The following is a 15,639-nucleotide window of genomic DNA, read 5'->3' as shown; positions in this document are numbered from 1 at the left end:
GACGCGGCTGCACACCGGCCAGGCGATCGGGGTGCTGGCCGGTGCAGTTCAACCCGGCGATGAAGCCGCCGGCACCGGCATCACCATGATCGCCGGGCATGGCGACATCAACGTGCAGGCGCAAAGCGACACCCTGCAGATCGCGGCCAAGGGGCTGGTGAACGTGCAGAGCGCCAACAGCCACATCGACTGGGCCGCGGCGAAGAAGATCACCTTGCAGACGGCTGGTGGGGCGCAGATCGTGATCGAGGGTGGTGGCATCACGGTGCAGTGCCCTGGGAAGATCACGGTGCATGCGGCGACCAAGAGCATGGTGGGGGCTGAGCGAACCACCTATCAACCGCCTCCGCTTCCGCGGGTGCCGATGGAACCCGTACCGGCACGCTTGGACATTCAGTTGGCCGACATTCCTGGCCCAAGCGGGGTGCCTCTTGCCCATGCAAGCTGGGAGATTCTGCTGATGTCAGGCGGAGTGACATTTGAGCGAGTGCTGTTCTCTGGTGAATCGGATGCGCAAGGTCGCCTGCGGCTCGACACCGCCCAGCAAGAGACGTTGATCGCTGAATGCAGCCGAAGACCGAATGACGTCTGGCTGAGCGTCCTGGGGGAACTTCGTCCGCTGTGGTTGGAGCGCGAACGCGACGACTGGACCGACGACAAGCGAGCGGTCCATGCGCTGGCAGCGCTTGACTACAGCGACGAACCACACTGGGGTCTTGGCCCTGGACGACCGTCCAGCGATGAAGCTGTCGCGCGAATAGACACCGGAGGCAGCGCCCACAAGCTGTGGTCCGAATTGAAGAAGGCCTGAGCAATGAGTTCCGATGGCTTTGACTACCCGGAGCTGACGAGCAGCGCCAACGCAGTCGTTCGACCCGGCTCGCCCACAGCGTACAAGACAGTGGTGGCCCGGCACGCACCGCTGCGTCGGCAACAAAGCGACTCCAGTGCATTCGCGCCGGAACGACAAGGCAACAAGGTAAAGCCCTTCGTGACCGGAGAGGCGTACTTCGCTGACGTTTGCGCTGCCATTCAAAGCGCCCGCAAGAGCGTCTTCATCACCGGCTGGCAGGTGAACTGGGCTGTCAAGCTGCAAGGCCAGACCCGCCTGATTGATGCGCTGGCCGCTGCTGTGAAAGGCGGCGCGAAGGTCTATGTGATGCCCTGGCAGTCACCCAAGGTCGGCTTGAACACCGGGGACCTTGGAACGATGTTGGCAGTGTTTCAGCTGAACGCCGGACGCAAGGACGGCTTGCGCGCGTTCTGTTGCCCCGCTGGCCTGCAGAACGATCTGTCGGGCATTGAGGAGACGTTCTTCAGTCACCACCAAAAACTCGTGGTGATCGACGGATCCATCGCGTACGTCGGGGGCATCGATCTTGCCTTTGGCCGTCGCGACGACCACAGATTTTCTCTGGCCCACGAATGGCGCACCGGGCCAGAGGTCTACAACACCGGTGTCCCGCCTTCCCACAAGCTCTTGCCTGCAGAAGCGACGGCGTATGTGGACGAGATGGAGTTGCTGCGCAGCACGCTGGCGGTCGGCCCCCTCAAGCAGGTGCTGAATGCCCAAACCTCAGCAGGCAATCAGGCGGCGCAGTCCCCTCTCGGACGATCCGTTGACGCGGTAGCCGCCTGGTGGCGCGAGCCAATAAGTGTCGAAGGGTTGCCACGGTGGTTGCGCACACCGGTGCAGTGGGGGCAGGCCGGTGTAAAGGCGGCCGCAGCGCCGGCCCGCAGCCTGTTCGACCAAGCACAGCAGCGCGCTGCGGACGCGGCGGTGCGCGAACTGAACGGCGGCGCCATTCCCGAAGGCAAGCTCCTGGATGCACTCAGCTTGGCGCGGACCGCGGTGCGTAGCACATACAACGCATTGCTCGCCATCAGTTGGGCCAACGAAGAACCCAACGCAGAGATGCTGCAGGCTGGGGCGCAATCAACGCCGGGGGGTGACGCGACATTCGCTGCGGACCAACCGCGCATGCCTTGGCAGGATGTGCATGTCCGCATTGAAGGCCCGTCGGTCTACGACTTGGCGCGCAACTTTGTCGGCCGATGGAACAGCGTGCAGCGCTCCTACTTGCTAGGGCCACTCGAAACGTACACGCGCATTCAAGCTGAATTGCTGCCGCCCAAGCCTGCGGCGGGCCAGGGCAACGGAGGTAGCGGCGGCGTGGCTGTGCGGGTACTCCGAAGCGCACCTCTGCAACTTCAGCGCGACGAGGCGCGCGCCACACCCGGCAGCGCACCGCCTGTGGCAGCTCAAACGGAAATCCACGACGCGATGGTCTCAGCCATCCGCCGAGCCGAGCGCTTCGTCTACATCGAGAACCAGTTCTTCCAGTCGAGTTTCGGCACACCATCGATCGACCCCGACGATGTGGCAGCGATGTCGGGGCCGATGCGCTACCTGTTGGCCAGTCCGGCCAACCGCGTGTCCGCGGCCGTGACGCGCGCGAGCGCGCGCCACGGGAGACTCGCTCCGAAGAACCACATCGGCCGCGCGCTGGCCGACCGCATCGAACACGCGATTCGCTGGGGACAGCCCTTCCACGTGTACATGGTGCTCCCGGTTCATCCCGAAGGCAGCCTGGCCGACCTCGCGATCGTCGGACAGATTCACTGGACTATGCAAAGCCTGGTGTTCGCGAGCGACAGCTTGATCAATCGGGTTCGGTTGGCTCTTTATGCCAAGGCGAACTGCAAGGAGCCGAGGAGCAATTCGCAATGGGAGGAGGCGAAGAGGAAGGGACTGGAGATTGATCCTCAGAAAAACCAGCCAGCCTTCGCGAAGATCAATCGGGCAGCAGTGTCACCCTATCTCACCCTCTTGAACCTTCGCGCTGCGCAGACCGTTGGCGGCAAGGTTCGCACTGAGCAGGTCTATGTTCACAGCAAGCTGCTGATTGTGGACGACCGCATCGTCATTGTCGGCAGCGCCAACATCAACGATCGCAGCTTGGCCGGTGGGCGCGATTCCGAGCTAGCTGTGTTGATGATGGATTTGAGCGCCGTCGAAGCGCCCATTGACGGACGCAATCCAATAAAGGTCCGCAAACTGGCGCATGAACTGCGCAAGGACTTGTGGCGCAAGCACTTTGCGCTGGGCGCGGCCAACGATATCGTCAAACCCGCATCTCAGTTGGCGGGGCTGCTGGACAAGCCCGCAGATCCGGTGACTTGGAAGGCGATTCAGGCGGTTGCCAATGCGAACTCCAAAGCGTATGCCGCAGCCTTCGATTGGGTACCAGGTTCGTCTTCTTCCATATGGCCCGTGTGGAATCGAGATCGCAAGTTTTCCGCCGAATCGGTGCAAACGGACTACAAGATGGTCCAGGAAACCCTCAGTCCCTTCGCCTCGCGCATGCCCTTCTCCGAAGACTTCTGGAAGCCCGGAACATCTCAGAGCAGGACTCCGGTTGGTGTCCAAGGCTTCATCTGTGAATTGCCTATCGATTGGACAGAAGGCGAAAATAACCACCCTGGCATGAACATGATCCTGCTGACCGAGTTGGAACGCGGCAATGCACCCAATACGATCATCGTGGCAGCAAGTCCGACGCCGAATAATGATCAGGCGCCAACATGAAAAGACGGCAATCAGTGACCGCCCTTGCGGCAGCGTTCAGTCTGGTTGCGCTCAATGCATGTGACGCCAAAAGCGACCGGCACGCTACCCCTGACTATGAACCTCCGAGTGATTGGCGCAGCGAATGCGCAGGCCGCCTGCAGATCAAAGTGCCGCCCCCGCTGTACTTCGGTGAAGCGCTTCCGGAGTTTGTGCCGCACGGAAATGGGACCTATCGCGTGGCTGGCAAGAAGGGGTTCGGCTCCGGTACGGTGTCGGTCGCTTCTTTGAAGCTTCTAGAAGCCTCGGCCATCAGGAAGGCGGACGACTTCGGCTACGTTGATCGCAGAGCGGAGGCTCATTTCGAGACGTTCATAGGGGGCAGCATGTCACAGCAAGAAACGGATCGACGCGCTGCCATCACAACCCGACAACCCTGGCGCGAACCTCACTCCTTCATCTGGCGCTCGGGCAAGACCTTCGACTTTGGAATCTACGTCCCCACAGACAAGCGCCCGCGCATGCTGCACGGCGAGATGAGCGGTGAGGGTTCGGCCACGCAAGCCAAGGCCGTGATCGACGCCGTGTGGCCTCGTTACCGCGTTCGCACCCCCGGCGAGATGCCCAGCGACCCCGGCATCTGCACGCCTTACGGCTTCTTCGCCGACCCCAAGGGCGTCACGGAGCGTGACTACGCTTTCGACATGCCCTTGCGCGATGCACGTCACAGCAACCTGCTGCTGCAACTCGCCATCAAGACCCGCAACGCACAACCCACGGGCGAAGAGGCGCAGCGCATCGACGATGTGCCAACCCCATGGGACCGTGAGGACACGCGTTCCAAGGAAGAGCGAGAAAAATGCCACCCGCAGCAAGGCACGGCCAGCCGCAACGTGTTCGGCTGCATGTTCGCGGGCACCAAGGCGATCAAGCGTCACCGCGACGTGGAGTACCTCACCCTGGCGGGCGGGCAGCGCGCGCGCCTGCTCGCGGTGGAGTACATACCCTCGCTGCACGGTGTGGCCCAGTACGAGGTGATTCTTGAGACGCTGGGTGTGCCCGGCTCGGCCACGCAGCCCGCGATCGAGGTCAATGCCATGGGGATCCCAAAGGAAACGACGATCGACGGCATGCGCGGCAAAGAACCTCCGGAAATCGACGAAGCCGTGAGGCTCGTTCGCACCATCGCGATGTCCTTGCGCTTGCGGCCCGGCGCCGTTGACCCGAATGCAAAGATTCACGACACGCTGCAAGGCGTGCGCTGAAAATTTGGCCCGCCTCGCGGGGGGCCCGGCTAAACAGAAAACCCATGAACACCCGTGCCGCCGCGGCGTCCACCCTGTCCACCGGCCGATGGCAAGCTGCAACCCGCGAAGCCATCGCCTGCGTCACTCTCGGTCTGCGTCAAGCCCTGAGCGTTCGCGCGGTCCTCACATCAGTTTTAGTATGGTTGATCGCTGCCCTCGGCTGGCTGGTGATCTTCATTGTTTTCCGTGAGCAAGTGATTCATGTGGCAGCGGTGGTGGGAATCGTTGTCTTCGGCGGCGTACTCTGGCTCGTTGGCGGAGGCCGGACTGCGACGACGGCAGTGACGATGAGCCACGTGACCGGCATTGGTCTTGGCCTTCTCATTGGCTGGGGCGCGATGGCGCTGCTGTACGTCGTGCTCGTGGTCGGCACCGCTCGCATCGCGGTCGAACTCCTTTTGATGCCCACGATTCAGCGCAAGACGCTCAAGCACTACCCGGAACTGAAGGACCCCGGCTACAGGAGCGGCTCGGACAGCGCCGCCTTGTCGATGCGAAACACCGTCGGACCGTGGATCGGTACGTTCTCAGGCTTCATCGTCTGCCTGTTCATTCCGATCATTGGTGGCGTGGCAATGTTTCTGCTGCTGAGCTACATGAACGTCCGTTCGCTCATCAATGACGCGGCGGACGACGTGGCGACTGCCGAACAGGTCCGGCACATCCTCGTGCACAGCCGCCTGGAGATGCTGGTGTTGGGCGTCATGCTCACCGGCATGAGCCTCGTGCCTCTACTCGGCATGTTGGCACCCTGGTTCACGGGAGGGGCGGTATGCCACTTCGTGATGCGGCGCCTGAGCGCCCAAAGGAATCGTCGCCCTTGAGGCGGAGGCGCTACCTCCTCACCATCGTCTGTAGAAGACGCAGCAGGCCAGCGGGCACTGCGAGAGGAAATCTACGAGCGCGCCCGCAAAAGAAGAGGGGGCCAGGAGCCAACCCAGTTCGATTTGCTCAATGAGTTGATGCGCAAGGGCTGGGAGCAAGCAGGTGCCGTCAAGGACTGTGGAGAGCCGCGCGTTGTACCTCGCGGAGCCAAGCCTGAGATCATCCTCAGGGAACATCAAATCTCCGTTGATGGAAAAACCGTAGTTCTTGGTGCATCGATGTCCAGTTGACGTGCAGTGCTTCCCGGCAATCCACGATGCTCGTCGGAAAAGAACTCCGGAGTCCTGTGCGCGTGGGACGATCTCGGCATTGAAGTCGGATCGTCGTTCCGCGCTCCACAAACATCCAAATACTTAAGCATCTCGCTCAACTCTGAGCGAAGGGAGGCATGGGAAATCTTTGAAAACTCGCCCACGAAGGCGTCGCCATACTCCCCTCCATCGGCGCCAAAGTAGTCGCTGGGAGTGCCGGAGCACAGTGCAGTTGACCGCGCCCCACCTAAAAGGCGCTACGTACTGAGTACCTCTACACCCGCACTCGCCGGCGCAAAAACCGCCTCACCCCCGCCTTGATCCTCCGCGCCCGCTGCCACGCCACCGACGCGCGCACATGCGCCAGCAGCGTGTCCTTCCACGTCATCCACCGCCCATACCAGCGCGCGAACCACGCCAGCCGCATCAGCGACTCGCGCGTCAGCACGAACAGGCGCGCGACGATGGCGGTGCCGGCGATCTTGGCGGCCACGATCACCAGCAGGCCCATGCCCGCGTGCCCTTTGCCGATCAACCACAGCGCCGCGAGCTTGATCGGCAGCAGCGCGAGCGTGGGCAGCAGAAAGATGCCCAGCGCCGCATAAGGCGGCAGGTTGCGGATGCGGCGCCCCAGCCAGGCGAACACCGGCAGCCGCTCCAGCTGGCCCAGCGCGCGCGACAGCGGCTCCCAGCCCCATTCCTCGAACAGCAGCACCAGGGCGATGGCCCAGCGCAGCCCGCTCCTCAGTGCGCGCAGCGGCCAGCGGATCATGAAACGCCGCGTTGGCGGTCGGCCTTGAACTGCACGCGCCAGGCCTCGAACCGGTCTTCATCCAGCGCCTGGCGGATTTCGCTCATCAGGTTCAGGTAGTGATGCAGGTTGTGGATGCTGGTGAGCATGGGCCCCAGCATCTCGCCGCAGCGGTCCAGGTGGTGCAGGTAGGCGCGGCTGAAATGCTGGCAGGTGTGGCAGCCACAGGTCTCGTCGATCGGCTTGTCGTCAATCTTGTAGCGGGCGTTGCGCAAGCGCAGGTCACCAAAGCGGGTGAAGAGGTGGCCGTTGCGCGCGTTGCGCGTGGGCATCACGCAATCGAACATGTCGACGCCGCAGGCCACGCCCTCGACCAGGTCCTCCGGCGTGCCCACGCCCATCAGGTAACGTGGCTTGTGCGCGGGCAGGCGGTGCGGCGTGTGGGCCATGATGCGTTGCATCTCCTCCTTGGGCTCGCCCACGCTCACGCCGCCGATGGCGTAACCCGGCAGGTCGAGTTCGACCAGCGCGTTCAGTGACGCTTCGCGCAGGTGCTCGAACATGCCGCCCTGCACGATGCCGAACAGTGCGTTCGGGTTCTCCAGGCGCTGGAACTCGGCCACGCAACGGCGCGCCCAGCGCAGGCTGAGCTCCATCGACTGTTGCGCCTCGCGCTCGGTGGTGAGGCGGCCCTTGGTTTCGTACGGCGTGCACTCGTCGAACTGCATGACGATGTCGGAATTGAGCACCGTCTGGATCTGCATGCTGGTCTCGGGCGTGAGGAACAGCTTGTCGCCATTGACCGGGGACGCGAACTTGACGCCCTCTTCCGAGATCTTGCGCATCTCGCCCAGGCTCCATACCTGGAAGCCGCCGGAGTCGGTGAGGATCGGCTTGTGCCAGGCCTCGAAGCGATGCAACCCGCCGAACTGGCGCAGGATGTCCAGGCCCGGGCGCAGCCACAGGTGGAAGGTGTTGCCCAGGATGATCTGCGCGCCCATGTCGAGCAGCGATTGCGGCATCACGCCCTTCACCGTGCCGTAGGTGCCCACGGGCATGAAGATCGGGGTTTCAACGACGCCGTGATTGAGCGTCAGGCGGCCGCGGCGCGCAAGGCCGTCGGTCTTCAGCAGGTCGAACTGGAGCATCGGGGGATTGTCCCCCACCCCTCAGGCAGGCTCAGGCATAGAGTTGTTGGGAGGGCATGCGCACGCGCACGTCCTTGTCCGGCACCACCTGCGTCACCGCATGCTCGGGCAGCAGGCCGGTGTCGCGGCGGGTGGGCTGTTGCAAGGCGTCGCCGCGCTTGTTGGTCACGCAGGCCACCAGGGGCGCATTCGCGTTCTGCCCGCGGCGCAGCACCACCGCCGTTTCGCCCGAGGCGATGCGCACGAAGCAGCCGGGCGGGTACATGCCCAGCTCCTTCACCAGCAGCAGGGCAAAGGGGTCGCCCCGATGCTGCGCGAAGAGGTCGCGCGCGGCCAGGGCGGGCGAGGCAATGATGGTGTCGGGCCGGTCGGTGATGCGGGTGGTGTAGGCGTCCACCAGGCGCAGCAGCCGCGCCGCCTCGCCGGGTTCGTCCGGCGTGCCGGCGGCCGCCGGATGGTGCTGCTCCACCGTCTGCAGCCACGCTTCGTCGTCCACGCCGGCCTTGCGCAGCAGCGCCACGCTGTCGGCCGCATGGCGGTCGATCACCTCGCGCTGGGCCTGGGTGGGCGGTTGGGTGGAGCCGGCCAGCCGCGACTGCAGCTCCACCATGGACATGTTCATCGTGAGCGCCGCGCTGACCAGGCTGAGCCGGGCGTCCTCGGTCCAGTGCAGCCGGCGCGACAGCAGCGCGCACACTGTGGCCACATGCAGGGCATGCAACACGCCGTAGTGCACGCCGGGGTCGCGCGCGGTGCGCAGCGCCAGGTACAGCAGCATGTCCGGGTCGCGCTCGCTCATGCCGAGGATCTGGCCGCGGATCTCCTGCAGGCGGTCCAGGAAGTCGTCGGCCAGCGGCGGGCGCAGCACCACGCTTGCACGCACGGTCAGCTGGTGCCAGCGGGCGGGGAAGTTTTCCGCCGGCGGGGCCACCGCTTCGCCACGGCGCTGCTGCACTTCCTCCACGTCCACGGTGGCGCCGCGCTCCTGCAGCGCAGCCAGGGATGCGTCGCTGTCCACCACATGGCCACGCGCCAGCAGCAACTGGCCCGCCTCATCCCGGATGCTGAAGGGCAAAGGAGATCCCACCTTCAACTGGGCTCTCACATCCTGCAAGGGCAACAACTTCATGGCACGTGCACTCCCGCACAGCGCCGGCAACGGCCGGCCAACGTCATATCGGCCCGGGCATGGCGGCACTTGAATGAAGCGCCTCACAATGCAGCCTTGTCAAGGCGCGGAGGTACGCGAGATGAGGATTCCTGCCAACTTGTGGCGCTGCGGCGCCCTGGCCGCTGCAGCCCTGCTGAGCGCCTGCGCCCAGCAGCCCACCGTGCCTGCCGGTCCCACGCCGGCCATGCAGCGCATCGGCCATGTGGTGGTGATCTACGCGGAGAACCACAGCTTCGACAACATGTACGGCCTGTTCCCCGGCGCCGAGGGCGTGGCCAGCGCCACGCCCGAGCAGGCGACCCAGATCGACCATGACGGCCAGCCGCTCAAGGAGCTGCTCGTCTTCGGGCGCGACGGCAAGCCCGACGCCAGCTTTCCGCGCATGCCGAATGCGCCCTTCCGCATCGACGCGCCGCCGATGAACCGGCGCACCGACCAGCTGGTGCCCAGCCCGATCCACGCCTTCTATCACCACCAGGAGCAGATCAACGGCGGCCTCAACAACCGCTTTGCCGCCATGTCGCAAGTGGGCGGCTGGACCATGGGCCACTACGACGGCAGCAAGCTGCGGCTGTGGCAATGGGCCAAGGAGTACACGCTGGCGGACCACTTCTTCATGGGCGCCTTCGGCGGCTCCTACCTCAACCACCAGTACCTGGTGTGTGCCTGCGCGCCCACGCATCCGGATGCGCCCGCCACCATGCGGGTGCGCCTGGACGCCAGCGGCCGCCTCGAGAAAAAACCCGGCTCCCCCTCGGCCAACGAAGCCGCGGTGCAGGTGTGGAGCGCCAGCGGCGGCCAGGTCACGCCGGACGGTTATTCGGTCAACACCAGCCAGCCGCCCTACCAACCCAGCGCCATCGAGCCACCGGCCGGTGCACCTGACCTGGCCGACGCCCGCGGCACGGCCACCGAAGCGCCGGTGCCGCCGCAGACCAGCCGCACCATCGGCGACACGCTCAGCGCTGCCGGCGTGCGCTGGGCCTGGTACGCCGGCGGCTGGAACGCCGCACTGGCCGACGGCCGCCAGCCCGCGGGCACCAAGCGGCGTGTGATCTACGCGCGCGAAGAGGGCAGCCCGATGTTCCAGCCGCACCACCAGCCCTTCAACTACTTCGCCCGCTTCGCCCCCGGCACCGCCGACCGCGCGCAGCACCTGAAGGACGGCGACGACTTCGTGCGCGACATCGCCGCCGGCACGCTGCCGCCGGTGAGCTTCTACAAACCGGCCGGGCGCTACACCCAGCATCCGTCCTACACCGACATCGAAAGCGGCGACCGCCACATGGACGCGCTGCTGCGGCAGCTGCAGGCGAGCCCGCAATGGAAGGACATGCTGGTGATCGTCACCTACGACGAAAACGGCGGCTACTGGGACCACGTGCCCCCGCCCAGCGGCCCCGGCTGGGGCGACCGCTTCGGCCCGGGCAGCCGGGTGCCGGCGCTGCTGATCGGCCCCAGCGTGAAGCGCGGCTTCATCGACAAGACACCCTACGACACCACCTCCATCCTCAAGTTCATCACCCAGCGCTTCGGCCTGCAGCCCTTGCCCGGTGTGCGCGCCAACGTGGGCAACCTTGCCAACGCGTTGCAATGAGCGCCCGGATGGCTGTGCAGCGCGAAAGCGCCAGCCCGGGCGCCAGCGCGACGGTGCTGCTGGTGGACGACCACGCGATCGTCCGCGAGGGCCTGTCGCTGCTGATGGCGCAACGTTTTCCCGGCGTGGCACTGCTGCATGCCGAGAGCCTGGCGCAGGCGCTGGGCTGTCTGCAGCAAGCGCCGGACGTGAGCCTGGTCCTGCTGGACCTGGCGCTGCCCGACAGCAAAGGCCTGGGCGGGTTGCAGCGGCTGCGCCAGGCCGCACCACAGCTGCGCATCGTGGTGCTGTCGGCCGACGACACCCCGGCCACCGTTCGCGATGTGCTGCAGGCGGGCGCCGCGGGCTTCATCTGCAAGACCGCCAACGGCAGCGCGCTGGAAACCGCGCTGCGCGAGGTGCTGCCCGGCGGCGCACTGCCGCCGCCCGCGGGCGTGGCGCAGGACGACAGCCTGGCGCACGGCCTGTCGCCGCGCCAGGTGCAGGTGCTGCGGCTGCTCGTGGAAGGTGCGCCCAACAAGCGCATCTGCCAGGAGCTCAAGCTGGCCGAGCCGACGGTGAAAACCCACCTGGCCGACATCTTCCGCAAGCTCGGTGTGAACAACCGCACCCAGGCCGCGCTGGCGGCGCGCCGCCTCGGGCTGGCGCCGCCCAGCGCCTGAGCTCAGGCGTTCAGCGCCCCCACCGGGGCGGGCCGGCGCGCAGCCTGCAGCGCCGATTGCAAGGCCAGCAGCAGCTGCTCGGCGCGGAAGGGCTTGTGCAGCACCGGCATGCCGCTGTCGGCCAGCAGCGCGATCTGCTCCGGCGCGGTATCGCCGGTGACCACCAGCGCTGGCACCGGGCCAAAACGCTCGCGCACCCAGGCCACCACCTGCAGGCCGTTGGCACCGGGCAGCCGGTGATCGGTGAGCAGCAGGTCGATGCGCGGGCCGCCGGGCTGCGCCAGCGCGGCCTTCAGCGTGGGCGCGCCGTCGAAGGCCTGAACATCGGCGCCCCAGTGGCGCAGCCGCAGGCGCAGCGCCTCGCGCACCGCGGCGTCGTCTTCGACCAGCCACAAGTTCAGGCCCGCCAGCGGCTGCAAGGCCTGCGTCGGCGCGGTGGCGGCATCGAGCTGCGCCTCGGCGATCGGCAGCTCGAGCGAGAAGCAGCTGCCGCGGCCGGGCTGCGAACTCAAGCGCAGCGTGCAGCCGAGCAGGCGCACGCTGCGCTTGACGATGGCCAGCCCGAGGCCCAGCCCGCGCGCCTGGTCGCGCGCCTCGTTGTCCAGCTGCACGAACTCGTCGAACACCGCCGCCTGGTGCTCGGCCGGAATGCCGATGCCGGTGTCCCACACCTGCAGCAGCACCCGGTGGGCCGAGCGCCGGCGCGCGCTGACCAGCACACCGCCGCGCTCGGTGTAGCGCACCGCATTGCTCACCAGATTGCGCAGCACCTGCTCCAGCAGCACCGGGTCGGACCGCACCGCCAGCGGGGTGGTGCGCAGGCGCAGGCGCAGGCCCTTGTGCTGCGCCGTCTCGTGCTCGTGCATCGCGATCGCGTCGAACAAGCCCTGCAACGCCACCCGCTCCATGCGCGGGGTGACGGTGCCGGAATCGAGCCGCGACAGGTTCAGCAGGCCCTTGAGCAGCGTCTCCAGCGAGGCCACCGCACCGTCAACCCGGTCGACCAGCCCGCGCAGTGCGGGTGAGGCCAGTTGCTCGCGCAGCAGCCCCACCATCAGGCCGATGGCGGCCACAGGCTGGCGGATGTCGTGGCTCGCGGCAGCGAGGAAGCGCGTCTTGGCCGCATTCGCGGCTTGCAATGCCTGGGTGCGGTCGGCCACGCGCAGCTCCAGCTCCGTGTTCAGCCGTTCCACCGCCTGCAGCGATGACACCTGGCGCGCCACCAGGCTCCAGACGATGGACACCAGCATCAGCACACCGGTGTAGTGCGAGATGTAGAAGCCGTCGTACGGCAGCTTGCTGTTGAGCAGCAGGCCGTCGCGCTGCGACAGCACGATGTAGGTGATCACCGAGGCCGCCATCAGCGCGGACTCGGTGCTGCGGTCACGCCAGCCTTTTCGCAGCAGCAGGCCCACCAGCAGCAGGTACAGCGGCACCGCGGGTGCGGCCATCCAGCGCATGGCCTGTTCGATGCTGCCCAGCATGCCCGACACCAGCGCCAGCGTGTTGACGGCCGCGTACAGCCACAGCGCACGCTCCACCCAGCGCCAGCGCATCTGCGTGAAGCGCAGCACGAACAGGCCGAACAGGGTGTTGAACCAAGTGTGGCCGAGGTAGACCACGGCCGCCCACTGGTCCAGCGTCAGGGGCAGCGAGTCGAGGAAGAGGTTGCTGTTGCGCGCGGCCCAGACCAGCGAGGCCGCACTGAAAAACAGGTACATCGGCTCGTCGCGGATGCGCAGCCAGGTGAACAGCATCAGCAGGCCGGCCAGCGCGGAAATGGCACTGGACAGCATCGCCCCATCGCGTTGCCAGAAGGCGCGCGCCCGGTACGCCGGGAGGAGCTGGGCGGTTTCTCCAAGCTGCAGGTGCGACAGCCCGGCGCGGTAGCGCGGCGGCCCGGCCACCTCGATCAGCAGCTCGTTGCCGCCGGGCCGCAGCAGGGCCGGGGGCAGCATCACCAGCACCGGTGCATTCCAGCTGCGCACCTCGTGCGGCGTGGATTCACGCCCGTCCCACAGGCGCGAGCCGTTGAGCAGGACCTGCCCGCTGGTGGCCAGGCGGGCGATCAGCAACGCAGGCGCCTGCAGGCCGCTGGTGTCCAGCGGCACGCGGTACCACACCGCGGCGGGGCCTTCCGGGCGCGCGACCTTCCAGTTGTCCGGCAGCTCGATCGGCTGCCACGCTGCGCCCGCAGCAGGCGGCGTGACGTCGACCGCGGGAGCCACCCACGCCCGGGCCTGCGTGACGCGGCGGCCCGGCCAGCTGTCGCTGTCCTTGCCCAGCCACAGGGCCCAGGCGAGCGAGGCCACCAGCATCAGGGCGCAGGTCAGTGGCAACAGCAGCCGGCGCCAGGCGGCCGGCGGGGAAGGATCTGCGGTGAAGCGGCTCATCGGGTGGCCTTGGGCAAGATGGAAAAAGGGCGGCCCCTCGAGGAGCCGCCCTGGCTGGCCGGGTAAGCAGCCCCTGCGTTCAGGGCTTGCCGACCGAGACGCCGAAGAAGTTCTGGTTCGACGCGACGCTGGTGTACACCGTGATGCCCGTGCCGGGCAAGGGCATCGCGATGATCTCCGAGAACGACACGGTGGCGCCGGTGTTGATCTGGCTGGTGCCCGCCGCACGATGGCGCAATCCGGCACGCGGCGACTCGATGGTGAAGCCATCGATGCGGCCGTCCGAGGTGCGGCTGCGGGTATAGCTCTGGGTGGCCGCATCGTTGGTGAGCACGGTGAACTCCATCTCGCTCAGCGCGGAGGCGAAGCCGCTGCCATTGATCGTGAAGTCCCACACCCGGGTCACCCCGCCCACCTCGGGCAGGGTCGACGACTGCTGCTTGGCCGCCACGATGAAGCCGAAGCCGGCCGGCGGCATGATGAACATCGACACCTTGCCGTCGGCCGTCTTGAACGGGAACAGCTGCAGCGTGCCGGCCGTGGCGGAGGTGGCGGTGTAGCCACCGCCCGCCGCCGCCTGCAATGCGCCAGGCAAGGAAGTCCAGGGCGTGCACCCTGCCATGCCCAGGCAATCATTGCCGGCCGTGACATGGCCGGTGGCATCCAGCGTGAAGGTGACACCCACCGGCTTGAGCGGCTGGCCCGTGGCGCTGCGGGTGTACTGCACCGCGTTCCACTCGCCCGCCAGGTCGGCCAGCGGGATGCTCTGCTCAGGCAGCACCACCGCGGTTTCCACCGCAGTGGTCGTCGACGAGTCGCGCACGACCGCGATGCCCGAGCGCGACACCATGAACTGCATTGCACCACCGCCCGCCTCGAAGAGGCAGCCGCCCTTGTCGGTCAGCGGCACGACGTTGCCATCGTGCTCCGTAACGGTCAGCGCGGCCGCATCCACGGTGATGAGCTGCGCGTTCCACTCCGCAGAGCTTTCGTTGGGATTGAGCGCGCGGTAGGTGCCGCTGCGCAGGCTGCTGCAGCTGGCCGCAGCCGGCTTGAGCAAGGTGACCACCGGCGCCGGTGCGCCCGGGTTGGCCGTCAGTGCGGCGCTCACGTCGGCCAGCGACACCTGCGCCGCGGTGAGGGCAGCGCCGAGCGCGTCGAGTTTCTGGTCGAGCGCATCGCCCACCACGAAGGTGGCGGTGAGCGGGTTCACGCCGGTCAAGTCCACGGTGCCGGCCAGGGCACCGGACACCTGCGTGATGGCGTCCGCCACGGCGGTGGACGTCACCTTGGCCTGCGCCGTGGCGTCGAAGCTGGCGTACAGGGCGGCCGGGTCACCCCCGGCCACCTGCGCGGCCACCAGCTGGGTGAGCGGGGTGACGTTGGCGTGCACCTCGGTGCCGCTGCCTTCAGCCAGCGAGTACAGCTCAGTAGCACCGGCGCTCACCTTGATCACGCAGGGCAGGCTGCCGCCGGTGACGGACAAGGTGAAGCTGCCATCGGTGCCGGTGGTGGCGCTGGCGGTGCCGGTGGCGCATTTCGCGTCCACCTGGCCGCCAGCGATCGCAGCGCCGGTGGCGGCCGTGCCCGTGATGCTCAGGGCCAGCGGCGCGGGTGGCGTGGGCGCCGGGGCGGGGCTGCTGCCACCACCACCACCGCATGCGGCCAGGGCCAGGGGAAGCGTCAACGCCGCAAAACGCTGGGCAAGACGGTCGATTTTCTGCATGTGCACCTCTGCTGGGATGTCGATGAGGCGCTACCTGGAGGCAGCGCGCAGCCGCATTGTCAAAATGCAACAAACGCGGGCCCATCGTCCGTTTGGATGAGGTGACCGTCATTGGGCGCAAGGTGCGTGAACAATTTGACACACCAAGCGCGTAAGAAGCCGCTGCGCCGTGCCCAGCCG

At 66.8% G+C, this 15,639-nt stretch carries 11 protein-coding genes; 6 read left to right on the top strand and 5 right to left on the bottom strand.

What is annotated here, in order from left to right; all coding sequences use genetic code 11:
- From VPH43_RS17420 to VPH43_RS17405, 4 genes are all read left to right on the top strand, one after another.
- Positions 1-811 (top strand): DUF2345 domain-containing protein (locus tag VPH43_RS17420; protein WP_328578996.1); only part of this gene is annotated, 811 nt, incomplete at its 5' end.
- A 3-nt stretch (positions 812-814) separates the two neighbouring features.
- A complete protein-coding gene (locus tag VPH43_RS17415; protein ID WP_328578995.1) occupies positions 815-3,589 on the top strand; it encodes a phospholipase D-like domain-containing protein in 2,775 nt (924 codons plus the stop codon).
- The gene (locus tag VPH43_RS17410) at positions 3,586-4,833 is read left to right on the top strand and encodes a hypothetical protein (protein ID WP_328578994.1); all 1,248 of its coding nucleotides are present in this window, start codon (positions 3,586-3,588) and stop codon (positions 4,831-4,833) included. The genes VPH43_RS17415 and VPH43_RS17410 overlap by 4 nt, the downstream gene beginning before the upstream one ends.
- A gap of 44 nt (positions 4,834-4,877) precedes the next feature.
- Positions 4,878-5,699: an EI24 domain-containing protein gene (locus VPH43_RS17405; protein ID WP_328578993.1), complete on the top strand. Its 822-nt coding sequence runs from the start codon at positions 4,878-4,880 to the stop codon at positions 5,697-5,699.
- 586 nt (positions 5,700-6,285) lie between these two features.
- Here the strand turns inward: VPH43_RS17405 and VPH43_RS17400 are convergent.
- From VPH43_RS17400 to VPH43_RS17390, 3 genes are read right to left on the bottom strand one after another with little or no spacing between them, the layout of a single operon-like run.
- Positions 6,286-6,783 (bottom strand): hypothetical protein, encoded by a 498-nt coding sequence (locus tag VPH43_RS17400; RefSeq protein WP_328578992.1) that lies wholly within the window; start codon positions 6,781-6,783, stop codon positions 6,286-6,288.
- Entirely contained in the window at positions 6,780-7,910 is a 1,131-nt protein-coding gene (tgt, locus tag VPH43_RS17395; RefSeq protein WP_328578991.1) for a tRNA guanosine(34) transglycosylase Tgt, read from the bottom strand. Before tgt ends, VPH43_RS17400 begins: the two co-directional genes overlap by 4 nt.
- A 31-nt stretch (positions 7,911-7,941) precedes the next feature.
- Positions 7,942-8,985, bottom strand: coding sequence for an HD-GYP domain-containing protein (locus VPH43_RS17390; protein ID WP_328578990.1), 1,044 nt, complete (start codon positions 8,983-8,985; stop codon positions 7,942-7,944).
- A gap of 175 nt (positions 8,986-9,160) precedes the next feature.
- On the opposite strand from VPH43_RS17390, the gene acpA reads away from it, so the two are divergent.
- Both acpA and VPH43_RS17380 read left to right on the top strand, forming a co-directional pair.
- Positions 9,161-10,678, top strand: coding sequence for an acid phosphatase (gene acpA / locus VPH43_RS17385; protein WP_328578989.1), 1,518 nt, complete (start codon positions 9,161-9,163; stop codon positions 10,676-10,678).
- An 8-nt stretch (positions 10,679-10,686) separates the two neighbouring features.
- Positions 10,687-11,340, top strand: coding sequence for a response regulator transcription factor (locus VPH43_RS17380; RefSeq protein WP_328578988.1), 654 nt, complete (start codon positions 10,687-10,689; stop codon positions 11,338-11,340).
- Positions 11,341-11,342: 2 nt separating this feature from the next.
- Here VPH43_RS17380 and VPH43_RS17375 read toward each other — a convergent pair whose 3' ends face one another.
- Together VPH43_RS17375 and VPH43_RS17370 are read right to left on the bottom strand one after the other, a co-directional pair.
- A complete protein-coding gene (locus VPH43_RS17375; RefSeq protein ID WP_328578987.1) occupies positions 11,343-13,733 on the bottom strand; it encodes an ATP-binding protein in 2,391 nt (796 codons plus the stop codon).
- A gap of 79 nt (positions 13,734-13,812) precedes the next feature.
- Complete coding sequence (locus tag VPH43_RS17370) at positions 13,813-15,459, bottom strand: hypothetical protein (RefSeq protein WP_328578986.1); 1,647 nt, start codon at positions 15,457-15,459, stop codon at positions 13,813-13,815.
- Between the last annotated feature and the right edge of the window lie 180 nt (positions 15,460-15,639).

Source organism: Ideonella sp. BN130291 (assembly GCF_036231905.1).
Classification (GTDB): domain Bacteria; phylum Pseudomonadota; class Gammaproteobacteria; order Burkholderiales; family Burkholderiaceae_C; genus CAMLIZ01.
Note: the sequence above shows the minus strand (reverse complement) of the source record. Positions and strands in the feature narration are given on the sequence as shown.